Below are 23645 nucleotides of genomic sequence, written 5' to 3' on the forward strand. Positions count from 1 at the left end.
CCCCGACATGAGAGCGGGGCGGGCCGGGAGGCCTGCCCCGCTCTCGTCAAGCGCGCCAATACGGGTCGCGGCCCGTCAATGCGATGAGCCGGTCCTGCGGGGAGGCGTCGGCGGGGATCGCGACGACCGGGGCGTAGATGCCCTCGCGGGCCGCCTGGTCGTCGGCGTCCTGGCCGGTGAACGCGGTGAGGGTCGCGACGGTGTCCGCGTCGAGGGCGTAGTCCTGGCCGGTGGCACGGGCCAGGTCCCAGCCGTGGACGGCGACCTCGTTGAGCGCCACCAGGCCCATGATCGAGGCGGGGAGCGTGACGCCGCCCGCGAGCGCGTCGCCCTCCCACGCCGCGTCCGACGACCACGCGTCCGCGAGCGCCGTGAGGCGCCGCTCGAGCTCGCCCCGCCAACCGGGTTCGAGGTCCGTCGGCGGCTCGCCGGGCGGCGCGTCGTTGTGCGGGCCGGTCTCGCCGCGCGCGGCGGCCGTGAACGCCAGGCAGAGGCCGAGCAGGTGGTTGAGCAGCTGCGCCTGCGTGTAGTGCCCGCACGGCGTCGGGCCGGCGAGCCGGGCGTCGGCGACGCCGTCGAGCAGGCCGGCGACGAGTTCGGTGACGGGCTTGAAGTCGTTCATTGCGGCATCGCTCCTGGAGGAAGAAGGTCCTTTCGTGTAGGGACGACACGGGACGCGCGGATTCATCGGCCCGCGGGGAAGGCTTTCGATCCGCGCGCACCGGCGCGGGCGTAGGGTGAAAACGAGGGCCCTCATCGGCCCGGAGGAGCCATGCGCCTGTCCCACCTGACCGCCGTTCTCCTGCTGGTCGCAGCCGGTGTCACCGCCTGCGGCGATTCCTCTCCGAACGACGCTGCACCGAACGACGGTTCCACGCCGACGCGCGCGGAGGTGCCCGACGCCTCCTCGTTCACCACCGTCATCGACAACCCGTTCATGCCGTGGACGCCCGGCGCGGTCTACACCTACGAAGGCGGCGCCGAGCGGATCACCGTCGAAGTCACCGACGACACCCGCGAGGTCATGGGCGTGACCACCGTGGTCGTCCACGACACCGTCAGCGAGAGCGGCAAGGTCGTCGAGGACACCTACGACTGGTACGCGCAGGACGCCGACGGCAACGTCTGGTACTTCGGCGAGGACTCCAAGGAGATCGCCGACGGCAAGACCACCAGTACCGAGGGCTCCTGGGAGGCCGGGGTCGACGGCGCCCAGCCCGGCATCGCCATGGAAGCCGACCCGCAGGTCGGCGACTACTACTACCAGGAGTTCTACGAAGGCCACGCCGTCGACACCGGTGAGGTCCTCGCCCTCGACGAACACGTCGACGTGCCGCTGGGCTCCTACGACGACTGCCTGCGCACCGAGGACGTCAACCCGCTCGACACCAGCGTCGTCGAGGACAAGTTCTACGCGCCGGGCATCGGACTGGTCCTCGAGACCGGCGTGAAAGGCAGCGACGAACGCAGCGAACTCGTCGAGTTCGCTCCCGGAGACTGACCGATCCGCCCGAAGGCCGGGGCCCGCGACGCGAGTCGCGGGCCCCGGGTCTTCAGAGGAGGGTCAAGGCGCCGTGGGTCAAGGCGTCGAGATCGACGGGAACGGGTAGCTCGTCACGTCGCTCCCGATGTAGAAGCTCGGGTGCGGCGGCTGGTTGTACGCCGTGTTCTGCCAGGCGACCGCGACCCGGTACTGCGGGTCGTGCATGAGCGTCGCGATGCGCAGGTTCGTCGTCGCCGAGGTCGCGTAGATCCGCAGCGCGCTGCTGTCGCTGGTCCGCCAGACCACCTCTTCCCGCCAGTCGCCGAACAGGTCCGCCGACAGCCCCGGGGTCGCCTTCGTGCCGTTGTTCGACGCGACCCCCGAACCGGTCAGCAGCGTTCCCGACGGGTAGTTCGTGATCGCCGTGCCGTCCAGCAGCTCCCGCTCGCCGTCGCCGTCCCACCACGACACGAAGTTGATCGAAGCGGGCTTCGCGCCGATGTTCGCGCCCGACGCGCTCAGCAGGCCGCTCACGTTCGCCGACCAGTACTCCGCACCCGCGTTGCTCGCCAGCACGTTCGCGGCCACACCGCGCCCGTTGTCACCGCTCGCCGGCGTCTGGAACAGGACCGAGCCGTTCGAGCCGTTGAGGCTCGACGACGGCTGGGAGCTGCTCTCGTGCGGCATGAACACCTCCTGCCCCGCTCTACTGGGGACGAAGTCGCTCACGTGCAGGGCGTCGCCGTGCCCGAACCCGGTGTTGTAGAGCGCCTGCCCGTTCGAGCCGACCGCCATCGCCCCGAACACCACGTCCTGGCGGCCGTCGCCGTTCAGGTCCGCGATCGAGAGGCTGTGCGCGCCTTGGCCGGTGTACTGGCTCCCCGCGCTGTTCGAGTCGAACACCCAGCGCGACACCAGATCCGTGCCGTTGAAGTCCACCGCCCAGATCACGCTGCGCGTGTAGTACCCGCGCGAGAAGATCATGCTCGGATGCGTGCCGTCCAGATAGGCCGTACCGGCGAGGAACCGGTCGACCCGGTTGCCGTAGCTGTCGCCCCAGCTCGAGACCGTGCCCCGCGCCGGCTGGTAGTTGATCGTGTCGAGGATCGCCCCGTCGGCGCCGTTGAAGACCGTCAGATACTCGCTGCCGGTCAGGATGTACCCGCTCGAGTTGCGGTAGTCCGCGCTCGCGCTCCCGATCACCTGGCCCGTGCCGGACACCGTCGCGTCCGAGGTCTTCATCGCGACCTCCGCGTCCCCGTCCGAGTCGTAGTCGTACACCTGGAACTGCGTGTAGTGCGCCCCGGCCCTGATGTTGCGGCCCAGGTCGATCCGCCACAGGCGCTGGCCGCTCAGCTCGTACGCGTCGATGTAGACGTTCCCGGTGTAGCCGGACTGCGAGTTGTCCTTGGCGTTGCTCGGGTCCCACTTGACGAGGTACTCGTACTGCCCGTCGCCGTCGAGGTCGCCGACGCTCATGTCGCCCGCGCTGTACGTGTACGCCTCGCCCGACGGCGTCGTCCCGCCCGCGGGCCGCTGGATCGGGAGGTCCTTGTAGCCGCTCGAGTTGAACACGGCCTCGGCCCCGGCCTGGGAGCCGACCGTGCCGCCGTTCACCGGCGCCACGGTGTAGGTGCCGCTGCCGCCGGTGTCGAGGTAGTTGGTGGCGCCCGTGATGGGGGAGCTGTTGAGGAGGGTCCCGTTGCGGTACACGTTGAACGCGGTGCTCGACGAGTCCGTGCCGAGGAGCCGCCAGCTCACGAGGTTGCCTCCGCCGGCCGGGACGACGGTGACGCCGCGCCCCAGGTCCTCCATGATCGCCCCGGTCTGCGCGGGCGCCCCGTCGGCGAGCTCGACGTAGTCGATGTTCGCCAGCCCGGCGGCGGTCGAGGCCTCGATGCGCACGGTGTTGCTCCCGGCGTTCACCGGGACGGTGACGGTCTTCGTCGTCCACGTGGTCCACGCGCCGGTCGCGGCGAATGCGCTGGCCGACTCGACCTGTGTGCCGTTGACGACGATGTTCGCGGAGCGGGTGTCGGTGCCGCCGTGGGCGTACCGGATCGCCAGGGTGGCCGTGCCCCCGCTCGCGGCGTTGACGGTGAACTGGGCGGCGGCGCCGACCGCGTTGGTGGAGTTGCAGAATCCGCTGCCGGAGTAGCCGGTGTGGTTCGACTCGATCGCGCCTTCGCAGACGGCCGGGGCGTTCTCGGCCTCGTAGCGGACCGTGGCGGCCTGCGCGTTCGTCATCGCGGCCATCGTCGCGGCCGCGGCGACGAGCCCGATGGCCGCCGCCGCGGGCGCCCGCAGGCGTCTCGGTCTGGGGGAGTGCTTCATGTTCGCTCCGTATCTGATGGGGGCGCCTCGGCGGCCGCGCCGGTGGCGGCGGGGGCGCGCGGGCGCGCTGCGGCACAGGGGGAGGCGTGCGGTCCGCGCGGCGTGCCGGGGGCGCGCGACCGCCTGTCGATCACATCGACCATTGACATCGAAACATCGAATTGAATCGATATAATGAGGTGGACACAGAATAGCCTGAAAGCGCGTACAAGGCAATGGCCGCCTACAGGCGGAGGTCCGGCTCCCGCCGCAGGTACTCGCCCGGGGTCAGCCCGAACGCCTCCCGGAACGCGCCGATGAACGCGCTCGGGCTCGCGTACCCGCACGCCCCCGCGATGCGCGTGACCTGGTGTCCCTCCGCGAGGAGCACGAGCGCGTGGTGCAGCCGGAACTGGCCGCGCCACTGCGCGAACGTCATCCCGGCCTGCTCCCGGAACAGCCGGCTGAGCGTCCGCTCGGACGCCCCGATGGCCGTCCCCAGCTGCGCGAGCGTCCGCCGGTCGGACGGGTCGTCCTCGAGGAGCGCCACGACCTCGCGCAGGCGCGGATCCGGCAGCGCGGGCAGGAACCGCTGCGGCGCTTCGACACCGCGCAGCAGGTCGAGGACGACCCGCTCGAGGTGCCCCCGCGTGGCCGCTTCGAGCCCGGCGTCGTCGGTCAGGCACGTGACGGCCTCGCGCAGCAGTGGCGTGAACGCCAGCACCGTCGGATGTGCGATGAACGGCCCGGGGCTCTCGGTCGCGAACAGGATCGCGCGCATCTCCGTCGTCCCGCACGCCCGGTGGGCATGATCGTGGCCCGCCGGGATCCACACCCCCTGCGAGGGCGGCACGACCCACACGCCCGTGGCCGTGAACACCCGCAGCACGCCGCGGCGCGGGTAGATCAACTGGTGGCCGTCGTGGCGGTGCCAGTCGATCCGCTCCATGTGCGTGAGCGTGCGGATCGGACTGCTCGGAATGCTGCGCCCGTCGATCTGGCCGTCTATCGACATAACTCGGCAGAATACCGTTAGCCGGAGGCGGCGGCGAGTCGGAATCCTTGGGGCATACGGACAAGGAGCACCCGAATGACCCAGACCGCCGCCCCGCCCGCCGCCCGGGAGGCCGCCCCGTCGCCGCTGCGCCGCATGTGGCTGTGGGGCACCGCCCACGCCGTCGACGACCTCTACCAGGGGCTCGTCCCCGCCGTCGTGCCCTACTTCGTGCTCGACCGCGGCTACGGCTACGTGGCCGCCACCGGCCTCACCCTCGCCGCCGCCCTCGGCGCCTCGATCCCGCAGCCGTTCTTCGGCGTCCTCGTCGACCGCCGCCGCCTCGACTGGTTCGCGCCCGCCGGGGTGGCCCTCGCCGGGATCGGCCTCGGCCTCGCCGGGCTCGCGGGACCGTACCCGCTGGTCCTCGCTTTGATCTTCGCCTCGGGCCTCGGCGTCGCGATGTTCCACCCCGCCGCCGGCAAGGGCGCCCGCGAAGCCGCCGGCGACAGCGCCGCCGGCATGAGCATCTTCGCCGCGGGCGGCTCGGTCGGGTTCTTCCTCGCGCCCGTGCTCGCCACCCCCGCGCTCATGGCGATGGGCGTCGGCGCGACCGCCCTGTTCATCCCGCCCGCGGTCCTCATCGCGTTCGTCATGCTCCGCAAGCACACCCGCACCGCCGCGGGCCCAGCGAAGGCACGCACCGGCACCGACCGCTGGGGCCCGTTCGCGGTCCTCACCGGGATCGAGGTGGTCCGCTCGATCCTGTGGGTCGGGATCATCACCTTCATCGAGCTGTACTGGATCCGCCACCTCGGCGCGAGCCACGCCGTCGCCGGGATCGCCCTGGCGGGCTTCATGTTCGGCAGCGTCGCCGGCACCCTCATGGGCGGGCGCCTCGCCGACCGCTTCGGGGCCGTGCGCACCACCCGCATCGGCGGCGTCATGATCGTCCCGCTGCTCGTGCTGCTCCGGTTCGTGCCGGACGAGTACGCGGCCGTCGCGGTCGCGATCGCCGTCGGCATCGCGATCAACATCCCGTTCGCGGTGCTCGTCAAGCTCGCCCAGGACTACCTGCCGACCCGCCCCGGCACGGCCGCGGGCGTCACCCTCGGCCTGGCCATGAGCGTCGGCGGCCTCTTCGCCCCGGCCTTCGGCCTCATCGCCGAACGCCACGGCCCCGAAGGCGTCTTCACCGCCCTCTGCGCCGTCCCGCTCGTCGCCGTAGCCCTGGGCCTGTTCCTCAAGAAGCCATGAAACGGCTCGTCAGGGCCGCAACCGAATGAATCGCCGAAGCCCTGACAAGCCCGCGCCGGAGCGGTGTGATGGAGGTACCGCGCGGATCCAAGAGCGCCGCAGACGCGGCTCGACCGCCGCGGCGTCAAGGGGGACACACGACATGCGAGTCTGCTTGAAAGTCCAGATCCCGGTCGAAGCCGGGAACAAGGCGATCACCGAAGGCAAGCTCCAGCCGATGCTCGAGAAGTTCTTGAGCTCGCTCAAGCCCGAGGCCGCCTACTTCTTCCCGCAGGACGGCATGCGCAGCATGATGATCTTCTTCGACATGAAGGACACCTCGCAGATGGTCGTGAACGGCGAACCGCTCTTCGAGGAACTGCACGCCAAGATCGACCTCACTCCGGCGATGAACCTCGACGACCTCATGGCCGGCATGAAGCAGTTGCAGAACAACCGGTGATCTGATCGCCGAAAGACCTGATCGGAGCGGAACTGTCCCGCTCCGATCGGTTGCCTCCCGGTCCAGGGACGGCCCGGAAGCGGTTCGCGGGCAACAGGAGCCGGACGCGGCGGGACCCCGCGAGAGGGCGCTGAACGGTATCCTCGGTCGCACCGATGTGACGGGCCTCCCCGGGCCCGTAGAAAGGCCCCCATGAAACTCCGCCCCTCGCTCTGGATCGTGCCGATCGTCGCCGCCATCGGCGTGGCCGTCACCCTCGCCTTCATCCTCATCGGCGCCCTGAGCGACGGCGACGACCTCACCGCGGCGCCCACCGGGGGCGACCTCCTCGAACTGCTCGCCGTGATCGCCATCGTCGCCGGCGTCTTCGCGCTCATCGCCCTGGTCTGCATCGCGATCCCCTTCGCCCGCATCGACGAACGCGGCTTCTGGCAGTTCACCCAGGGGCAGGGCATGTACCTGGTCCGGCCCCTGGGGCACGGCGAGCGCATCGTCGTCTCCGAACGCCAGTGCTTCGTCCTCTGCGCCGACGGCGAATACGAACGCCTCCGCATCCGCCGGTGGACGCTCTCGAAGCGGACCTGGGCGGTGCTCGAAGCGCGGTACCCGCTCGAGCAGCGCCAGGACGCCGATTAGGCCTTGTCCTGCAGCCACTCGGCGAAGGTCCGTGCCGGGTGGCCGGTCACGCGCTCCACGTTGTTGTTGACCGTGGCCGGGCGGTCACCGAGGTTGGCCGCCACCTCCAGCAGCGAGGCGAACATCGCCTCCGGGAACCACGCCGGCCGGGCCGCCAGCGCCTCCTCGTGCGTCAGCTCCTCGACCGCGATCGGCTTGCCGAGCGCGGCGGCGATCTGCGCGATCACCTCGCGCTGGCTCAGCGATTCGGGGCCGGTGAGGATGAGGCTGCGGCCCCGGAACCGTTCGTGCAGCAGGAGTTCGGCGGCGACTTCGGCGACGTCGCCGAGGTGGATCGGGTTGACGCGCCACTCGGGGTGGGCGATCGCGACCTTCCCGGCCTGGATCTGCTCGGCCCAGTCGCGGTCGGGGTTGGTGGCGAGCCAGGAGGGGTAGAGGACGGTGTGGCCGAGCCCGGAGTCGCGGACGGCGGCTTCGATCGCCTGGTGGGCCGCGCCGATGGGGCCGGCGTGCTCGACGGGGTCGTAGGCGGCGGGGGAGGAGAGCAGGACGACGTGCTCGACCTCGGCTTCCTTTGCGGCCGTGAGGAATCCGGTGATGTCGCCGCGAGTGGGGTAGAGGAATGCGGTGCGCACGCCTTTGAGGACGGCGGGGTCCGGATCGGTGAGGTCGAGTGCGGCCGTCTCGACGCCCGCGGGGACGTCGAGTCGGGTCGTGTCGCGGGCGGTGGCGCGCACGCGGTGCCCGGCTGCGGCGAGGCGGGCGGTGAGGCGGGAGCCGATGTTGCCCCGGGCGCCGGTGACGAGGATGGCGTCTTCGTTGGCGGGGGCTGCGGTGTCGCTCATGGATGTCGCTCCTGGTGGACGGGTGTTTTCGGGCATGCGAGGGAAGGGCGCGTGCGGCGCCCTCGGGTAGCATGAACCTGGAACCTATTTGCTTTGCAAGCAAACATTATTTGATATCAAAGATAATCTGGAGGCGTGCCCGTGTCAAGCCCTGGGAACACCGACGACGCGATCCGCGAGCTCCTGCTGCTCATGCCGCGCATGGTCGGCCGGGCCAAGCGCCTGCCCGTGCCCGAGCGGGTCCGCTCCCTCGAGCTGAGCCCCCGCCACCTCTCGCTGCTCGCGCTGCTCCTCTTCGACGGCCCCGCCCAAGTCAACGACCTGGCCGTCCGCCTCGAAGTCGCGCCCACCACCGTGAGCCTCATGGTCGCCGAACTCAGCCGCAAAGGCGTCCTCGAACGCCGCGAGGACGAGGCCGACCGCCGCCGCCGCATCGTCAGCATCAGCGCCGAGATGCGCCCCGAGATCGAGGACTGGCTCGCCGGCAGCGCCGCCGCCTGGCGCAAAGCCCTGGCGCCCTTGACGGACGACGAGCGGCGCCGGTTCGTCGACACCCTCCTCGCCTACGAACGCGCCCTGGAGGCAACGGCGGACTAGGTCAGCCCCGGGGCGGCGCGGTCGACTCGCGCACCACGAGGCTCGTCGCGAGCTGCACGTGGTGCGAGTCGGGGACCTTGCCCGCGGCCAGGTCGAGCACCGTGCGCGCCGCGACCCGGCCCATCTGCCGCAGCGGCTGCTTCACCGTCGTGAGCGGCGGCTCGACCCACATCGCGTTGTACGTGTCGTCGAAGCCCACGACACTCAGGTCGCCGGGCACCTCGAGCCCGCGCTGGCGGGCGGTGCGGATGACGCCCACGGCGATGCTGTCGCTCGCGGCGAAGATCGCGGTCGGCGGGTCGGCGAGGTCGAGCATCCGGTCGGTCAGGGCCGCACCGGTCTCCGCGTTGAACTTGCCCGCGCCGGTGAGCGCGGGGTCCACTTCGATCCCGGCTGATTCGAGCGCTTCCCGGTACCCGTGCAGGCGTTCGCGCGCGGGCAGCGACCCGGGCGGGCCGCCCGTGAAGCCGATCCTGGTGTGGCCCAGGTCGAGCAGGTGCCGGGTGGCCTGCACACCCCCGGCCCAGTTGGTGGCGCCGAGGCTCGTGACGCGCTCGTCGAGGGGGTTCGCGGGGTCGATGACCACCAGCGGCAGGCCGAGCTGCTCGCACGTGTCCATCTCGTCGGTGGTGAGCTGCGCGGTCACCAGGACCAGGCCGGCCGCGCCCTGGGCGGCGATCTCCTTGATCCGGTCCGCGCCGATCGGGTCGTTGTCGCCGGGGGTCTCGGCCTCGAGGGAGCTGGTGACGACCTCGACGCCGAGTTCCTTGCCGCCGCTGAGGATCCCGTCGAGGACGTACACGGCGTACATGTTGAGGAGCGTGTCGAACACCACGTGGATCGTCTGGGGCGCAGGCGATTCGCGCGGGCCGGTGCTCGGCACGTACTCGAGTGCGGCGATGGCCTCGCGCACGGCCCGGCGGGTCTCGTCGGCGACGCCGGGGCGCCCGTTGAGCACCTTGGAGGCCGTGGCCTTGGAGACGCCCGCGCGCTCGGCCACCTCGGTCAGCGTCGCCCGGTTCCTCATCTGCCGCCCCTCCGCGAATTAGGTGGGGTCATTCTAGCCGCTCGCGGAAACTGTTTCCGATCGGCTACGGAAACTTCTCGAAACAGTTTTGGCAATCCGGGGCGCCGCGCGGCCCGTACCGGGGCGGCCGTGACGCAGCGTCACGCATCATTTCTATTGCGACACAATGGACTTCCCTGTCTATAATGACGCGGTCCTCCGGCGGGGCGCCTCACCCGGGCGCGCCCGCCGGCCCTGACGACAACAAGGAGACCCTGTGTCCTTCAAGGAAGGCAAGTCGCGTCGCGTCCTCGCCCGCGTGGCCGCCGTCGCGGCGGCCGCGGGCCTCGGCGTCGCCGGCCTCGCCGGCTCCGCCTCGGCCGACGTCACCATCCAGCAGTACGTCGCGCTCGGCGACTCGTACGCCTCGGGCGTCGGCGCGGGCGACTACGCCGACGACGGCACCGACTGCTACCGCTCCGCCAACGCGTACGCGAAGCAGGCGAGCGTCGCACTGGGCGAACGCCTCTGGTTCGAAGCGTGCTCCGGCGCGCGCGTCGAGGACGTGGTCGCCGACCAGCTCGACCACCTCTACGAGGTCAACACCGAGCACGTCACGATCGGAGTGGGCGGCAACGACGCCGGGTTCTCGTCCGTGCTCGGCGCGTGCGCCGGCACCGACACCGCGCTGTGCAGGACCGCGATCACCAACGCGCGCACCGTCATCACCGACTCGCTCCCGGCCGAGCTCGACGACCTGTACACCCGGGTCGAGAACCGCGCCTTCTCCGCGGAGGTCGTCGTGGTCGGCAACCCGCGCCTGTTCAACGAGACCGCATGCTCGGGCGCCCTCGCGATCACCCCTGAGGAGCAGGCGCTCCTCAACGACGCGGCCGACCTCCTCGCGGAGACCACGGCGGCCGTCGCGGCCGACCACGGCTTCGACTTCGCCGACCCGCGCGCGGCCTTCGAAGGCCACGGCGTGTGCTCCGCCGACCCGTGGATCCTCGGCTACACCGGGACCCTCGAGTCGTTCCACCCCAACGCCGCCGGCCAGGACGCCTACGCCGACGTCGTCATCCCGCTCCTCGACTACTAGAGGCAACCGCGACCGGCCCCGGGGGAGTCTTCCCTCGGGGCCGGTCGCGTCCGCTTCAGAGCCCGCCTCGGCCCCGGCACCCCAGGGCGGACCCCGCTCGCCACCACCAGAAGGAGACCCATGACCCGACACTCCACCAAGCGCATCGCGCGCACCCTCGCCGCCGCGGCCGTCGCCGGCATCGCGGCCGCCTCGATCGCCGCACCCGCCTCCGCGAACCACACCTGGTCGCCGCGGTACGTCGCCCTCGGCGACTCGTACGTGTCCGGTGTGGGCGCGGGCGACTACGCCGACGACGGCACCGACTGCTACCGCTCCGCGAACGCCTACCCGCAGCTCGCGGCCGAGGCGATGGGCGCGCGGCTCTCGTTCGACGCCTGCTCCGGCGCGCGCGTCGAGGACGTCGTCGCCGAGCAGCTCGGCAACCTCACCTGGCGCACCCGCGAGGTCTCGATCGGCGTGGGCGGCAACGACGCCGGGTTCTCGTCCGTGCTCGGCGCGTGCGCCGGCACCGACACGGCCCTGTGCCAGGGCGCGGTCGCGAACGCGCAAGCCGTCATCACCGACTCCCTCCCGGCCGAACTCGACGACCTGTACACGCAGGTCGGCGACCTCGCGCCGTTCGCGGACGTCACCGTCGTGGGCAACCCGCTCCTGTTCGGCGGCGCCTCCTGCGCCGGCACCCTCGCGATCACCCCCGAGGAGCAGGCCCTGCTCAACGAGACGGCCGACCTCCTCGCCGAGACGACCGCGTCCGTCGCGGCCGACCACGGCTACGCCTTCGCGGACGTCCGCGACGCCTTCACCGGCCACGAGATCTGCTCCGCGGACCCGTGGATCCTCGGCTACACCGGCACCGTCGAGTCGTTCCACGCGAACGCCGCCGGCCAGGCCGCGTACGCCGAGGTCGTCACGCCCTACCTCGAAGACTGCTAGAACCGGCGCCGCACCGGCCCGCGGGCCGGCGCGGCGCTCCGGCACAATCCTGGAATGCCCAGACGCTCCCGCCAGACCCGGCCGTGCCCGTGCGGCAGCGGCGCCGCCTACACCGACTGCTGCGGCCCGCTCCACGCCGGCACCGCGAAGGCCGCCACCGCCGAAGCCCTCATGCGCTCCCGTTACAGCGCCTTCGCCCTCGGCGACGCCGCCTACCTCATGCGCACCTGGCACCCCGAGACCCGCCCCGAACGCCTCGACCTCGGGAGCGACGGCCGCCGCTTCACCGGCCTCCACCTCCTCGAGACCACCGGCGGCACACCGCTCCACACCCAGGGCACCGTCCGCTTCCGCGCCGACTACACCGACGCCGACGGGCCCGGCTCCCAGACCGAGAACAGCGAGTTCGAGCGACTCGGCGGCGACTGGGTGTACGTGGACGCGCTCGGCTTCTCCTGACGCGCGGCAGATCGAGTCGTCGAACGACTTGTCGAACCCTCCACGAGTGCCTAACCTCGTCGGGTGAGCCTCCCGACTCCACCACCCGCCAAAGACCGCCGGGTGCGACGAACCCGAGCCGCCCTCCTGGGCGCCGCGACCGCGCTGGTCAGCGCGCGCGGCACCATGAACGTCCCCGTCTCCGACATCGCCGACGCCGCCGGGGTGAGCCGCCAGCTCGTGTACCTCCACTACGGCGACCGCGACACCCTCCTCCTCGAAGCCGCGCTCGACCTCGCCCGCCGCGAACTCGCCGTCCCCTGCGAGAAACCCCCCGCGGGCCTCTTCGCCCGCGAACGCGCCCTCGCCGTCGCCCGCCACTTCGCCGCCCATCAGGGCTTCTACCGCGCCATGTTCGAGACCGCGAGCGCCTACGCCCTCAACCGCGTCGTCAGCGGCCTCCTCGCGCCGCTCCGCAGCGGCGCCCTCCAGGAGCGCTTCGGCGCGGCCATGCCCCCGCCGCTCGCCGACGACCTCGCCGTGTTCGTCATCGGCGGCGGCACGGCCCTCCTCAGCGCCTGGGTCACCGGCACCGACGACGAACTCGACCCCGAGTCCATGGCCGACCGCCTCCTCGCCGTCGAACGGATCGTCGTCTCCTCGCTCGATCAGGTGCCCGCCGCGCGCTAGCGGCGCGATGACCGAACTCATGAGCTTCCTCTCTTGTCGCGGTCGACGCTGCCGCCGTAAAGTTAAGTCAAATGATTGACTTAATCTGAGGGATCGAGTGAATCGCCACCTCGGGAACCGCCCCGAGGCGACACTGCGACACGGACCGCCCCGACCGGCGCGGCCCGACCCAGGGGGAACCAATGGCAACAGCAGACCGCTTCACCGGCAAGACCGTCATCGTCACCGGCGCAGGATCCGGCATCGGCCGCGCGACCGCGCTCCGCCTCGCCGCCGAAGGCGCCACCGTCATCGCCGCCGACGTCAACCAGGACGCCCTCGACAAGCTCGCCGCGGAGATCGACATCCGCACCGTCGCCGGCGACCTCACCTCCAACGAGGTCATCGACCGGGTCGTCGCCGCCGCCGACGGCACCGTCCACGGCCTCGCCAACGTCGCCGGCGTCATGGACGGCTTCGTGCCCGCCGGCGAGATCGACGACGCCGCCTGGGACCGCGTCATGAGCGTCAACGTCACCGCCCCCATGCGGCTCATCCGCGCCGTCCTGCCGGTCATGATCGCCAAGGGCGGCGGCGCCATCGTGAACGTCGCCTCCGAAGCCGGCCTGCGCGGCTCCGCCGCCGGCGCCGCGTACACCACCTCGAAGCACGCCGTCATCGGACTGACCCGCAACGTCGCCGTCATCTACGGCAAGGACGGCGTCCGCTCGAACGCGGTCGCCCCCGGCGGCGTGGCCACCAACATCGAGGCGAAGCCGAAGTCCGAGCTCGGCTGGGAGCGCCTGAGCCCCTACTTCGCCAACGCCGCCGAGACCGCCCGGCCCGAGCAGCTCGCCGCCGCGATCACCTGGCTGCTCAGCGACGACGCCGACAACACCAACGGCGTCGTCCTCCCCAGCGACGGCGGCTGGTCCGCCGTCTAGCGCGCCCCGGGGCGCCGCCCGTCGAAGGCGGCGCCCCCGGCCCGCCCTCGGTACGATGAGGAGCGGGGTCGAGGAGCGACGTCGAACGAGGAGCGCACATGGACGAAGACGGACTCAAGTCCATCGCCATGCTCCTCCAGGCGCGCAACGACATCGAGGCCCGCATCGCCGACATCGTCGGCCGCCCCCTCGCCCACGGCCACCTCTCCGACTGGATCGCCGCCCAGATCTTCGACATCGAACTCGAACCCGCGCCCAGCCGCGCCGTCGACGGCTGGTTCCGCAGCGGCCCCCTCGCCGGACGCACCGTCAACGTCAAGCACTACGGCCACAACGACGGCCTGCTCGACCTCAACGACTCCGACGAACTCGAGTACTACCTCGTCATGACCGGCCCCCGCGCGCCCCGCGGCGCCCACCGCCCCTGGGGCATCGACCACGTCTACCTCTTCGACGCCTTCGACCTCACCCAGTCCCTGCGCGCCTACATGCGCCGCATCGGCGTCGCCACCAGCGTCCGCGCCGAACTCTGGCACGCCGCCGAGATCTACCCGCGCGCCGCCAACCAGGCCTACCGGCTCGACCCCGTCCAGGCCGCCGCCCTCGCCGGATTCCGCGCCGACCGGTTACTCCCCGGTATTCCCTTGCGGGCCTTCCCATGCCTATGATGTGAGGGTACAAAACGGGGGAGAAACGGAGCATTCCCCCATGCGCGCCTTCAGTCGGCTCCTCGCCTCACTCGTCGTCCTCGCGCCACTCCTCGCGGCCGCCCCGGCATCGGCCGCCGACACTCCGGCCGAGAACACCGTCGCCCCGCTCCCCGACGACTTCCTCTGGGGCGTCGCCTCCTCCGGCTTCCAGTCCGAAGGCAGCAACCCCGACTCCAACTGGCTCAGGTACTCCGAGTCCAAAGAGCACGTCGGGAACGCCGTCGACTTCCGCCACCGGTACGCCGAGGACATCGCGCTGGCCGCCGACATGGGCGTGGAGGTCTACCGGTTCGGCGTCGAATGGGCCCGGGTCGAACCCGCGCCGGGGGAGTGGGACGAGGCCGAGCTCGCCTACTACGACGACGTCGTGCGGCACGTCCTCGACGCCGGGATGAAGCCGATGATCACCCTCAACCACTGGGTCCACCCCGGCTGGGTCGCCGACCAGGGCGGCTGGAAGAGCGACGACACCCTCGCCGACTTCACCGCGTACGCCGAGCGGATCGTGCAGCGCTACGCCGACTCCGGGGCCATGTGGGTCACCTTCAACGAGGCGACCCTGTACGTCTACCACGAGATCGACAACGGGGCCGCGACCTGGTTCGACGCGCCCTGGATCTTCGACCGGATCGCCAAGGCCCACAACGCCGCCTACGACCTGATCCACGAGGCGAACCCGGACGCGATGGTCACCTCGAACCTCGCGTTCATCCCCTTGTCCCCGTGGCTGTTCGACGCCGCGTTCATCGACGGGATCAGGCACCGGCTCGACTTCGTCGGCATCGACTACTACCTCGGCCTCAGCCTCGACAACCTCACCGCCGCCCGCGCCGTCACCGGCGAACTCGCCGACGCCCAGCCCGACGGCATCTACTACGCCCTGCGCTACTACGCGAACAAGTTCCCGGACCTGCCGCTGTACATCGTCGAGAACGGCATGGCCACCCACGACAACGCCGAACGCCCGGACGGCCTGAGCCGCACCGAGTTCATCGAGGACCACGTCTACTGGATCCAGCGCGCCGCCGAGGACGGCATCGACGTCATCGGCTACAACTACTGGTCCCTCACCGACAACTACGAATGGGGCTCGTACACGCCCCGCTTCGGCCTGTACACCGTGGACGCCGTCACCGACCCCGACCTGGTGCGGCAGCCCACGGACGGGGTCGCGGCCTACACCGGCGTGATCGCCGGCGGCGGCGTCCCCGGCGACTACGAACCGGTGGTGCGCGAGTCGGTCTGCTCCCTCATCGACCCGCCTTTGAGCTGCCTCGTCCCGGCCGCCTGAAACCCGAGATCTCCCCACTGTGACCTTTGCCGTGCTTTGGCCGGGGTCACGGCCTCTCGGGGGTAGTCGTGACCTACGGGACCGGGGGCCGTTAGGATGCGGGCACTGCGGGCTTGATGTCAATCCTGCAGTCGTGATGATGGCAATCTGACGGAGGAAGCGTTGCTCGATATCAGCCCGATCACTTGGGCCGGAACCATCGGCCTCATCGTCGTCCTGCTGGCGGTGGACCTGATCCTCGCAGCAGTGCGCCCGCACCACGTCGGCTTCAAAGAGGCCACGGCCTGGTCGGTCTTCTACATCGCCGTCGCGATCGCGTTCGGCATCTGGTTCGGGGCCGCCTACGGCAACGCGGCCGGGACCGAGTACTTCGCGGGCTACATCATCGAGAAGAGCCTCTCGGTGGACAACCTCTTCGTGTTCGTGATCATCATGAGCACGTTCGCCGTGCCGGACCACCACCAGCACAAGGTGCTCACCTTCGGCATCGTGCTCGCGCTCATCATGCGCGCGATCTTCATCGCCCTCGGCGCGGCCCTCATCAACTCGTTCTCGTTCATGTTCCTGCTGTTCGGCCTGCTGCTCGTCTACACCGCGATCCAGCTCTTCCGCCACCGCAACGAGGACCCGGACATCGAGTCGAACGTGATGGTGCGCGGCGCCCGCCGCTTCCTGCCCATCACCCCCGACTACGTCGACGGCAAGCTCGTCACCAAAGTGGACGGCAAGCGCCTCTTCACGCCCCTGTTCATCGTCCTCATCGCGATCGGCAGCGTGGACCTGCTCTTCGCGCTCGACTCCATCCCGGCCGTCTTCGGCGTCACGCAGGAGGCGTACATCGTCTTCACCGCGAACGCCTTCGCGCTGCTCGGCCTGCGCGCCCTCTTCTTCCTCGTCAAGGGCCTGCTCGACCGCCTCGTCTACCTCTCGGCCGGCCTGGCGCTCATCCTGCTGTTCATCGGCGCCAAGCTGATCCTGCACTGGGCGCACGTGGACATCAACACCTCCATCCCGGAGGTCCCGACGTCACTCAGCCTGGGCGTGGTCATCGGCATCCTCGTCGTCGTCACGATCGCGAGCCTCATCAAGACCCGCATGAGCCCCGAAGAGAAGGCCCACGCCGGCTCGCTCACGGCCACCAAGAAGCAGGAGACCGAAGACTAAGCGCTTCAAACGATGCGGCCCCGGACCGGCGCGGTCCGGGGCCGTTGCTATCGCCGTCTGGAGAGGATCCACAGCAGCACGAGCAGCGGGATCGGCAGCAGGAACGCCTCCCGCAGCCCGACCTGGCCGTCCAGCCAGCCGAGCGCGGCGGGCGCGCACAGGATCGCCGTCCCCGACGCGAGCGACCCGATCGACGCCGAATGCCGCCCGCTCAATCCCGGGATGCCGACCAGGCGCCCCAGCATGATCGGGTACAGCGGCGCGATCCCGAGGCTCGCGACCCCGATCCCCACGGTCACTGTCGCCGGGTCCTGCCCGAGGTAGACCACGGCCGTGCCGACCGCGATCAGCGCCAGCGCGGCGTGCACCGCCCACGGCCGGTCCACGAACCGCGGCCCGACGAGGCGGCCCGCGGCCATCCCGATCCCGAAGCCCGCGCCGAGCGCCGAAGCCGTGCCGAGCGCGACCCCGGTGTCGACCAGCCGCGCCACGCTCCAGATCGCGAAGCAGAACTCGATCCCGACACACAGGACGATCCGGCCCCACGCCAGCGCCGCGGGCCCGACCGGGATCCCGCCGTCCCGCTCGGCCGCGTCCGGCGGGCCCTGGACGGTGCGGTGCACGACGGCCGCGACCAGGACCGGGACGGCGCTGAGCAGCGCCCACCGCCCCGGCACGCCCACCGATTCGAGCGCCCCGAACGCCAGCGGCGCGCACACCCCGGCGGCGCTCGAGAGGCCCACCATCACGGTGATGCGCTTCGCCGCGCCGGGCCCGCGCAGCAGCGGCGGGGTCGCGAGGGCGATGGCGGCGCAGCCGAACCCGACGAGGACCGCGCCGGTCCCCGCGATCGCGAGTTCCGCCGTGGCCGCCATGGCGACCGCGCCGACGGCGATCACCGCGCACGCCAGGCGCATCACCAGTCCGGCGCCGAGGCGGAGCACGGCCGGGCCGGTCGCGGCCGCGAGCACGAGTCCTGCGCCGAAGGTCATGGTGAGCCAGACGAGTTCGCCGCGCGGGCGGTCGAGTTCGGCCGCGATCCCGGCCAGGTACGGCCCGAACGAGCTCACGAGCAGTCCGAGCCCGATCTGCGCGAACGCGACGACGCGGCTCAGGTCGCGGGCGGCCGCGCGTTCCCCCGTGCTCGTCTCAACGGCCATCGGACACCAGCAGCTCCGCCAGGTGCCCGAGGTCGTGCAGCTTGACGTCCGCGTCGAGCCCGCGCAGGGACGCGGTCATCGCCCCGGCCGCGCGGCCCGCCGCCAGGCCCGGCCCGGAGTCCTCGACGACGAGGCACGCGGCCGGGTCGACGCCGAGTGCCTTGGCGGCCAGCAGGTATCCCTCGGGGTCGGGCTTGCCCTTCGTGACGTCCTCGAACGTGAACAGCAGCGGCGGGCGGATCCCGGCGGCCTCGAGCCGCGCCTTCGCGAGGCGGTCGTCGGCGCTGGTCACCACGGCCCAGGGCAGGCCGATCCGGTCGAGCTCGGCGAGGAGCCGTTCGGCGCCGGGCGTGGGGACGACGTCGTGGAGGTCCTCGTACTGCAGCTCGAGCTGCCGCTGGGCGGCCGTGTCGACCTGGGCCGCATCGAGGTCGGGCCGGAGCCGGGCGGCGGTGATCGAGGCGGGGCTGCCGTGCGCGTCCGCGAGGGCGCGGGCGGGGTCGACGCCGTATTCGACGGCCCATGCGGCCCAGGCGCGTTCGACCGCGCCGTCGGAATCGACGAGTGTGCCGTCCATGTCCAGCAGGACGGCTTCGGGGTTGCTGTAGCTTCGCATGAAGCCCTCCGGGGTAGAAATAAACTCGTAACGCGAGGATAATTCCTGGAGGTCCCCGAGTGCAAGCCAGAACCCCTGCCGACGAGCCGAACCCGGCCAAGGTCGGCCGCGCCGAGGCCGCCCGCTGGAGCGGCGCCCTCGACCTGCTCCGCCTCGTGCGCTCCCACCCCGGCGTCACCCGCGCCGAGGCCGCCCGCGAACTGCACGTCGGCAGCGGCACCGCCACCGAGATCTCCGCCCGCCTCCGCGCCCTCGACCTGATCGCCGAGGCCCCGGCCCCGCCCACCGGCCGCGGCCGCCCCACGACGACGCTCCACGCGCACCCGGACGGACCCCTCGCCGCCGTCGTCGACCTGCGGTACGCGGACTGGTCCGTCGCCATCGCCGACCTCGAAGGGACCCTGGTCGAATCGACCACCGGCCGGCACGCGTCGAAGCGCCCGGACCGGGTCTTCGCCGACATCCGCGAAGCGGTGGGCAACCTCGCGGACCGCTACGGCGGCCGTGTGCGGGCGGTCTCGATGTCCGCCACGGGCACGGTGCGGCGCAACAGCATCGTGCAGTCCAGTGTGCTCGGCTGGCGTGACGTCGAGGTCGAGCCGCTGCTTCCCGGTGTGCCCCAAGCGCTCGGCAACGACGCGACCCTGGCCGGCCTCGCCGAGGCGCGACTCTCGCACCCGGGCCGGAGCGTCCTGTACCTGACGATCGAGGTCGGCATCGGCGGGATCTTCGTCGACCAGGGCCACGCCGTCACGGGCGCCACGGGCGCCGGCGGCGAGTTCGGCCATGCGCCGCTGGGCGATCCGGCGGTGGCGTGTCCTTGCGGTGCTTCAGGATGCTGGGACGTGGCGGTCGACGGCCGCGCCGTGGCCCGGCTCAAGGGCGAGGCCGAGCCGGAGGACCCGCGCGCCTACCTCATCGAGGCGCTGGTGGACCCGAAATCCCGTGCGGCCGTGGAGGAATGCGCCGCGGTGCTCGGAAGCGGGACCGCCGGCCTGGTCAACATCCTCGACCCCGAACTGGTGTGCCTCGGCGGCCTCGCGCCGGAACTGCGCCGAGCGGTCCCCGAAGCCTTCGGCGGCGCCTTCCGAGCAGGCCTGATGGGCTTCCGCCGCGACGACCCGCCGCCGGTGGTGCCGTCGGCGCTCGGCCCGGACGCCCCCATTCTCGGTGCGGCCGAAGCCGCTTGGGACATGATCCTCACCGAGGGCGGCATCGCGGCCTGGATCGAGGAACGTTCGGTCTAGACAACGGGCACCCTTGGGGCAGCTGGGGTCAGGCGTTGCAGTCGAACTCGCCGCTCTTCACCCTCCAAGACGGCCGGTCACGCCTGCGCGGAACGACTCGTGACGGACCGGCCGCGCCAATGCAGGTTGCAGCACGCGACGTGCAGCTCGGAGGAGGCGGGGGTCAGGTACCGGCCGAGACCGATCTCGGCGCAGCAGTGCGCCTCCGGCCTCTCGGCGAGTACGGCCGGGCTCTCCTCGGCGAGTTCGCGGAGCTTCCAGCCCTCGAGCTCGAAGCCGAGCCGGCTCCCGACGATGAAGAGCGTGTCCGCCGCGATCTTCCAATCGAGGCGGTCGCGGAACTCGCGGTGCCACCGCATTTCGTGGAAGCCCTGGTCCCGCTCGGGGAACACGCCGGCGGGCACCGTGACCTTGTGGACCTTCGGCTCCGCCACCCGGGAGCGGAGCGTCTTCCACTCGGACACGCGAAACCCGAGGCTGTGGTGGAGCAGCACCAGGTCGAGGCGTCGCGACTCGGGTGCGGTGCCGCAGTCGAAAGCGCCCGTCCGCAGCGGGAGCCAGACGATGCTCCTGGGGGACCTGGACGCGAGCCACCACGCGATCGCGAGTTCGACGGTGGCGGACTTGTCGACCGAGAGCTGCTGTCCCACAAGGTCGTCGTGGAGCACCGCGTGCGCGGGGAGGCGTTCGGGCCGGATGACGCGGTAGGCGGTCGGACCCAGTCGGGCCGTGCCGACGAGTGTCCGCCACGTGCGGCCTTCGAGTCGCACCGTTCTCCTTCGTACGCAGGTGGCTCGAGTATGCCCGCGCAGACCCGGTGCGCGACAGCGGTTTAGACGGCGGCCTTCTCGCGGGGCTGCCGGTCGGGCTCGTAGACGGGGACCCATTTGGCGAGCCAGGCGGCGCCGAACCAGGTGATGAGGCCGAGGGCGATCGCGGCCGCGCCGAGGGGGAGGACCAGGGAGACGAGGCTGATGAGGCCGGGGCCCGCGACGCCGCCGAGGTCGCCGCAGAGGCGCCAACCGCCGAGGAACTGGCGGCGGCCCTCGTCGGGGGCGACGTCGGCGCCGAGGGTGAGGACGATGCCGGAGGAGATGCCGTTGCCCAGGCCCATGAAGCAGGCGACGAGGCCGATCGCGACCGCCGTCCCGGACAGGGGGAGGAGCAGGAACCCGGCGCCCATGACGAGCATCGCGGGCAGGGCGACCCACATGCGCCCGAAGCGGTCCATGATCGCGCCGCCGGGGTAGAACAGCAGCATGTCGACGCCGGCGGCGATGCCGAAGATGAGGCTCGTGGCCGTCGCGTCGAGGCCCTGGTGCTCGGCCCACAGCGGGATGATCGCCTGCCGGGAGGCGCGGGCGATCATGATGAGCAGGACGCCCGTGCCGAGGGTCGCGAGCACCCGGCGGTGCTCGGCGAGGACCGACCACATGCCGCGCTTCTCGGGCACGACGGAGGTCCGGGACGCGGGCAGGTCGGGCAGCGCGAGGCTGAGGAGACCGCCCGCGAGGCTCGTGGCCGCGGCGAAGGCGTAGGTCGCGCCGAACGAGTACTGCTCGATGAGGAACGCGCCCACGAACGGCCCGATGAACCCGCCGATGCGGAACGTCCCGCCGAGGGTCGACATGGCGCGGGCGCGGAAGCCCGCCGCCACCGCCTCGGAGAGGTACGCGTGCCGGGCGAGCCCGAAGACCGCCGAGGCCAGGCCGATGACGAACACCGCCGCCGAGAGCACGAGGAGCGAGCCGGTACGGGAGGCCGTGATCAGAGCGGCCGCTTCGACGACGCACGCGGCCAGCAGGACCCGCTTCTCGCCGAACCGCTGGGCGAGCGCCCCGGCGGGGAGGTCCCCCACGAGCTGGCCGAAGCCGATGAGGCCCACGATGATCGCGGCCTGGGTGACGGTGGCGCCGAGGTCGAGGGCGGAGAGGGCGACGAGCGGCATGACCGCGCCCATCCCGATCGAGATGAGGATCGTCGGCCCGTAGATCGGCAGGGCCAGGCGCCTCAGGCGGATGGAGTGGGCGGGCTCGGACACGGTTCGGAACGTACCAAGCGGTAATGACGGGTGTTCATGTCGCGGGAGCGGTCTGTGACGCGTTCGGGCCGGAGCGCTGTGGGCGCCCCGGCCCTCAACTCAAGCGGGCGTGCAGGTCACCGCCGGTGCGGTGCCCGTGCCGCTGGCGACGAAGCCCCATGAGGTCGCGGTCTGGCCGGCCGCGATCGCGCCGTTCCAGCCGACGTCCTCGGCGGTGACGGTCGCGCCCGAACTCGTGACCGCCGCGTTCCAGGAGCTGGTGATGCGCTGGCTCCCCGGCCACGTCCAGGTCAGGGTCCAGCCGTTGATCGCGCTGGATCCGGCCGTGATCTGGACGCTGCCCTGCCAGCCCGACTCCCACTGGCTCGCCACCGCCACCTTCGCGGTGCACCCGGTGCCGGCGGGCGGCGGTGAGGAGGTCTCGCCGGGGTTCGTGGTCTGCTCGGGCGGAGTGGTCGTCTCGCTCGGGTTGCCGGCGGTGAGCGTCGGCGTCGTCCAGGTCCGCCACTGCGCGAGGTTCGCGGTCTTGTTCGGGTGCATGCTGATCGTGGCGGGCGGGGCGCCGGTGCCGTGCAGGAACCTGTTGATGCTCTGCTGCAGCGGGGTCTTCCACTCGGTGCGGGTCGCGCAGTGCGTCCCGTTCGACGTGTTGGAGTGGTAGGAGATGTTGCTCCCCGCGCCGAGCGCCTTGTAGACCTCGGCGCCGCCGAGGGCCGCGAGCGCGCCGGAGCGCGCGCCGAGCCATTCGATGTGCGGGTTGTCCATGATGAACAGTCCGCGCGGGGCGATCATGCCGACGATCTCGTGGGTGTCGACCGGGAGCGCGCCGGGGTTGGCGGTGTACGCGCTGAACGCGTCGCCGAGCCACGGCTGCTCGCTGTAGGCGCTGCTGAGCGGCTGGGAGCCGCTCTCCTGCGGGATGGAGCGGAGCGCCGCGACGCCGCCGCTGCCGGACTCGATGGGCATCGTCAGGGCGATGCGCTGGTCGAAGGCCCCGGCGACGAACGCGCCCTTGCCGTACCGGGAGCAGCCGGTGACGCCTGTGGCGGGTTTCAGGATGCTGCCGCCGGACTGCTCGATCACGTCGATGATCCGGCTGACGCCCCAGGCCTGGGCCATGAGGACGCCGGTGCTGCTGGTGGCGCCGTAGAGGTTGTAGAACGCGCCCTGCTTGTTGTTGCGGGGCGTGCCCTCGGCGCCCACGGCGCCCGGGTCGTAGTTGACGACGGCGGTGCCGGTGCCGAGGATCGTGGCGGTGTCCGCACCGAAGCCGCCGTAGACGATGACGGCGGGGAAGGGGCCGGTGCCGCTCGGCAGTTGCACGGTCGCCGAGAAGTTGGTGGAGCGGCCGTCGTCGTTGACGTTGACGGTGATCCGGGAGGAGGTCACGGAGCCGGTGACGCTGTCGGGCTGCGGCTTGTCGCCGTAGACCGTGCGTTCGGCGAGTGCCTTGATCTCGGAGCGGCGGCACTCCCATTGGCTCTGGGAGGTGACGCGGGTGCCGTCGATCCTCGTGAACGGGTCGGGGAGCTGCGCGTTGGAGGGCCAGCTGCCCGGGACGGTCACGGCGCAGTCCGCGCCGTTCCATTCCGAGGCGATGCCCGCTTGGGCCTCCGCGCGGTCGAGGTGCGATGCGAGGAATGCGGCGGCGACCGCGCAGGCGGCCGCCAGGACGAGGGCGAATCGGAGTCGGTGTCGGATGACGCTGATCGGGGGGTCGATCGATGATGCCATGGCAGATTCCTTGTCTGACCAGA

The 23645-nt window shown here is 71.4% G+C and carries 24 protein-coding genes; 14 read left to right on the top strand and 10 right to left on the bottom strand.

Annotation, left to right across the window (positions count from 1 at the left end):
* Positions 1 to 46: 46 nt before the first annotated feature.
* Positions 47 to 622 carry a TIGR03086 family metal-binding protein gene (locus O2L01_RS09230; protein WP_270121628.1) on the bottom strand — a complete coding sequence of 192 codons (576 nt, stop codon included), beginning with the start codon at positions 620 to 622 and terminating at the stop codon, positions 47 to 49.
* A gap of 150 nt (positions 623 to 772) precedes the next feature.
* Here O2L01_RS09230 and O2L01_RS09235 point away from each other — a divergent pair, with 150 nt between their 5' ends.
* Positions 773 to 1501 carry a hypothetical protein gene (locus tag O2L01_RS09235; RefSeq protein WP_270121629.1) on the top strand — a complete coding sequence of 243 codons (729 nt, stop codon included), beginning with the start codon at positions 773 to 775 and terminating at the stop codon, positions 1499 to 1501.
* Positions 1502 to 1579: 78 nt separating this feature from the next.
* Here O2L01_RS09235 and O2L01_RS09240 read toward each other — a convergent pair whose 3' ends face one another.
* Positions 1580 to 3817: a rhamnogalacturonan lyase family protein gene (locus O2L01_RS09240; protein WP_270121630.1), complete on the bottom strand. Its 2238-nt coding sequence runs from the start codon at positions 3815 to 3817 to the stop codon at positions 1580 to 1582.
* 223 nt (positions 3818 to 4040) lie between these two features.
* Entirely contained in the window at positions 4041 to 4811 is a 771-nt protein-coding gene (locus O2L01_RS09245) for an AraC family transcriptional regulator (protein WP_270121631.1), read from the bottom strand.
* Between the two features lie 75 nt (positions 4812 to 4886).
* Between O2L01_RS09245 and O2L01_RS09250 the strand changes: the two genes are divergently transcribed.
* The 3 genes from O2L01_RS09250 to O2L01_RS09260 all read left to right on the top strand — a co-directional run bounded on the left by O2L01_RS09250 (position 4887) and on the right by O2L01_RS09260 (position 7125).
* Positions 4887 to 6047, top strand: a complete 1161-nt coding sequence (locus tag O2L01_RS09250; RefSeq protein ID WP_270121632.1) for an MFS transporter — start codon at positions 4887 to 4889, stop codon at positions 6045 to 6047.
* A gap of 142 nt (positions 6048 to 6189) precedes the next feature.
* Positions 6190 to 6489, top strand: coding sequence for a hypothetical protein (locus O2L01_RS09255; RefSeq protein WP_270121633.1), 300 nt, complete (start codon positions 6190 to 6192; stop codon positions 6487 to 6489).
* A 192-nt stretch (positions 6490 to 6681) separates the two neighbouring features.
* Positions 6682 to 7125 carry a hypothetical protein gene (locus O2L01_RS09260; protein WP_270121634.1) on the top strand — a complete coding sequence of 148 codons (444 nt, stop codon included), beginning with the start codon at positions 6682 to 6684 and terminating at the stop codon, positions 7123 to 7125.
* Here the strand turns inward: O2L01_RS09260 and O2L01_RS09265 are convergent.
* Positions 7122 to 7970 carry an NAD(P)H-binding protein gene (locus tag O2L01_RS09265; RefSeq protein ID WP_270121635.1) on the bottom strand — a complete coding sequence of 283 codons (849 nt, stop codon included), beginning with the start codon at positions 7968 to 7970 and terminating at the stop codon, positions 7122 to 7124. The genes O2L01_RS09260 and O2L01_RS09265 overlap by 4 nt on opposite strands.
* Positions 7971 to 8162: 192 nt before the next feature.
* Between O2L01_RS09265 and O2L01_RS09270 the strand changes: the two genes are divergently transcribed.
* Positions 8163 to 8567 carry a MarR family transcriptional regulator gene (locus tag O2L01_RS09270; protein WP_374727660.1) on the top strand — a complete coding sequence of 135 codons (405 nt, stop codon included), beginning with the start codon at positions 8163 to 8165 and terminating at the stop codon, positions 8565 to 8567.
* A 1-nt stretch (position 8568) separates the two neighbouring features.
* On the opposite strand, the gene O2L01_RS09275 is transcribed toward O2L01_RS09270, so the two are convergent.
* Complete coding sequence (locus O2L01_RS09275) at positions 8569 to 9594, bottom strand: LacI family DNA-binding transcriptional regulator (protein ID WP_270121637.1); 1026 nt, start codon at positions 9592 to 9594, stop codon at positions 8569 to 8571.
* Positions 9595 to 9850: 256 nt separating this feature from the next.
* On the opposite strand from O2L01_RS09275, the gene O2L01_RS09280 reads away from it, so the two are divergent.
* From O2L01_RS09280 to O2L01_RS09315, 8 genes are all read left to right on the top strand, one after another.
* Positions 9851 to 10672, top strand: coding sequence for an SGNH/GDSL hydrolase family protein (locus O2L01_RS09280; protein WP_270121638.1), 822 nt, complete (start codon positions 9851 to 9853; stop codon positions 10670 to 10672).
* Between the two features lie 120 nt (positions 10673 to 10792).
* Complete coding sequence (locus O2L01_RS09285) at positions 10793 to 11608, top strand: SGNH/GDSL hydrolase family protein (RefSeq protein WP_270121639.1); 816 nt, start codon at positions 10793 to 10795, stop codon at positions 11606 to 11608.
* A 54-nt stretch (positions 11609 to 11662) separates the two neighbouring features.
* A complete protein-coding gene (locus tag O2L01_RS09290; protein WP_270121640.1) occupies positions 11663 to 12067 on the top strand; it encodes a YchJ family protein in 405 nt (134 codons plus the stop codon).
* Between the two features lie 102 nt (positions 12068 to 12169).
* Positions 12170 to 12736 (top strand): TetR/AcrR family transcriptional regulator, encoded by a 567-nt coding sequence (locus O2L01_RS09295; RefSeq protein WP_270121641.1) that lies wholly within the window; start codon positions 12170 to 12172, stop codon positions 12734 to 12736.
* Between the two features lie 182 nt (positions 12737 to 12918).
* Positions 12919 to 13659, top strand: a complete 741-nt coding sequence (locus O2L01_RS09300) for an SDR family NAD(P)-dependent oxidoreductase (protein ID WP_270121642.1) — start codon at positions 12919 to 12921, stop codon at positions 13657 to 13659.
* 98 nt (positions 13660 to 13757) lie between these two features.
* Positions 13758 to 14327: a hypothetical protein gene (locus O2L01_RS09305; protein ID WP_270121643.1), complete on the top strand. Its 570-nt coding sequence runs from the start codon at positions 13758 to 13760 to the stop codon at positions 14325 to 14327.
* Positions 14328 to 14367: 40 nt separating this feature from the next.
* Complete coding sequence (locus O2L01_RS09310; protein WP_270121644.1) at positions 14368 to 15660, top strand: glycoside hydrolase family 1 protein; 1293 nt, start codon at positions 14368 to 14370, stop codon at positions 15658 to 15660.
* Positions 15661 to 15822: 162 nt separating this feature from the next.
* The gene (locus O2L01_RS09315) at positions 15823 to 16824 is read left to right on the top strand and encodes a TerC family protein (RefSeq protein WP_270121645.1); all 1002 of its coding nucleotides are present in this window, start codon (positions 15823 to 15825) and stop codon (positions 16822 to 16824) included.
* A 47-nt stretch (positions 16825 to 16871) separates the two neighbouring features.
* Here the strand turns inward: O2L01_RS09315 and O2L01_RS09320 are convergent, their stop codons facing one another.
* Positions 16872 to 17984 (bottom strand): MFS transporter, encoded by a 1113-nt coding sequence (locus O2L01_RS09320; RefSeq protein WP_270121646.1) that lies wholly within the window; start codon positions 17982 to 17984, stop codon positions 16872 to 16874.
* Positions 17974 to 18600 carry an HAD-IA family hydrolase gene (locus O2L01_RS09325; protein WP_270121647.1) on the bottom strand — a complete coding sequence of 209 codons (627 nt, stop codon included), beginning with the start codon at positions 18598 to 18600 and terminating at the stop codon, positions 17974 to 17976. The genes O2L01_RS09320 and O2L01_RS09325 overlap by 11 nt, the downstream gene beginning before the upstream one ends.
* Positions 18601 to 18659: 59 nt before the next feature.
* On the opposite strand from O2L01_RS09325, the gene O2L01_RS09330 reads away from it, so the two are divergent.
* Positions 18660 to 19847: an ROK family transcriptional regulator gene (locus tag O2L01_RS09330; RefSeq protein ID WP_270121648.1), complete on the top strand. Its 1188-nt coding sequence runs from the start codon at positions 18660 to 18662 to the stop codon at positions 19845 to 19847.
* 77 nt (positions 19848 to 19924) lie between these two features.
* Here the strand turns inward: O2L01_RS09330 and O2L01_RS09335 are convergent, their stop codons facing one another.
* The 3 genes from O2L01_RS09335 to O2L01_RS09345 form a co-directional block, all read right to left on the bottom strand.
* Entirely contained in the window at positions 19925 to 20617 is a 693-nt protein-coding gene (locus tag O2L01_RS09335; protein WP_270121649.1) for a hypothetical protein, read from the bottom strand.
* Between the two features lie 62 nt (positions 20618 to 20679).
* Entirely contained in the window at positions 20680 to 21888 is a 1209-nt protein-coding gene (locus O2L01_RS09340; protein WP_270121650.1) for an MFS transporter, read from the bottom strand.
* A 99-nt stretch (positions 21889 to 21987) separates the two neighbouring features.
* The gene (locus tag O2L01_RS09345) at positions 21988 to 23622 is read right to left on the bottom strand and encodes a glucuronyl esterase domain-containing protein (protein ID WP_270121651.1); all 1635 of its coding nucleotides are present in this window, start codon (positions 23620 to 23622) and stop codon (positions 21988 to 21990) included.
* Positions 23623 to 23645 lie beyond the last annotated feature (23 nt).

The sequence above is a fragment of the Glycomyces lechevalierae genome, from assembly GCF_027622945.1.
Classification (GTDB): domain Bacteria; phylum Actinomycetota; class Actinomycetes; order Mycobacteriales; family Micromonosporaceae; genus Glycomyces; species Glycomyces rutgersensis.

Excerpts from the sequence above, each read along its gene's own strand:
- O2L01_RS09275 (WP_270121637.1), bottom strand. The coding sequence starts at position 9,594 with ATGAGGAACCGGGCGACGCTGACCGAGGTGGCCGAGCGCGCGGGCGTC.
- O2L01_RS09305 (WP_270121643.1), top strand. The coding sequence starts at position 13,758 with ATGGACGAAGACGGACTCAAGTCCATCGCCATGCTCCTCCAGGCGCGC.
- O2L01_RS09250 (WP_270121632.1), top strand. The coding sequence starts at position 4,887 with ATGACCCAGACCGCCGCCCCGCCCGCCGCCCGGGAGGCCGCCCCGTCG.
- O2L01_RS09300 (WP_270121642.1), top strand. The coding sequence starts at position 12,919 with ATGGCAACAGCAGACCGCTTCACCGGCAAGACCGTCATCGTCACCGGC.
- O2L01_RS09310 (WP_270121644.1), top strand. The coding sequence starts at position 14,368 with ATGCGCGCCTTCAGTCGGCTCCTCGCCTCACTCGTCGTCCTCGCGCCA.
- O2L01_RS09345 (WP_270121651.1), bottom strand. The coding sequence starts at position 23,622 with ATGGCATCATCGATCGACCCCCCGATCAGCGTCATCCGACACCGACTC.
- O2L01_RS09235 (WP_270121629.1), top strand. The coding sequence starts at position 773 with ATGCGCCTGTCCCACCTGACCGCCGTTCTCCTGCTGGTCGCAGCCGGT.
- O2L01_RS09255 (WP_270121633.1), top strand. The coding sequence starts at position 6,190 with ATGCGAGTCTGCTTGAAAGTCCAGATCCCGGTCGAAGCCGGGAACAAG.
- O2L01_RS09290 (WP_270121640.1), top strand. The coding sequence starts at position 11,663 with ATGCCCAGACGCTCCCGCCAGACCCGGCCGTGCCCGTGCGGCAGCGGC.
- O2L01_RS09320 (WP_270121646.1), bottom strand. The coding sequence starts at position 17,984 with ATGGCCGTTGAGACGAGCACGGGGGAACGCGCGGCCGCCCGCGACCTG.
- O2L01_RS09230 (WP_270121628.1), bottom strand. The coding sequence starts at position 622 with ATGAACGACTTCAAGCCCGTCACCGAACTCGTCGCCGGCCTGCTCGAC.
- O2L01_RS09240 (WP_270121630.1), bottom strand. The coding sequence starts at position 3,817 with ATGAAGCACTCCCCCAGACCGAGACGCCTGCGGGCGCCCGCGGCGGCG.
- O2L01_RS09325 (WP_270121647.1), bottom strand. The coding sequence starts at position 18,600 with ATGCGAAGCTACAGCAACCCCGAAGCCGTCCTGCTGGACATGGACGGC.
- O2L01_RS09270 (WP_374727660.1), top strand. The coding sequence starts at position 8,163 with ATGCCGCGCATGGTCGGCCGGGCCAAGCGCCTGCCCGTGCCCGAGCGG.
- O2L01_RS09285 (WP_270121639.1), top strand. The coding sequence starts at position 10,793 with ATGACCCGACACTCCACCAAGCGCATCGCGCGCACCCTCGCCGCCGCG.
- O2L01_RS09260 (WP_270121634.1), top strand. The coding sequence starts at position 6,682 with ATGAAACTCCGCCCCTCGCTCTGGATCGTGCCGATCGTCGCCGCCATC.
- O2L01_RS09245 (WP_270121631.1), bottom strand. The coding sequence starts at position 4,811 with ATGTCGATAGACGGCCAGATCGACGGGCGCAGCATTCCGAGCAGTCCG.
- O2L01_RS09265 (WP_270121635.1), bottom strand. The coding sequence starts at position 7,970 with ATGAGCGACACCGCAGCCCCCGCCAACGAAGACGCCATCCTCGTCACC.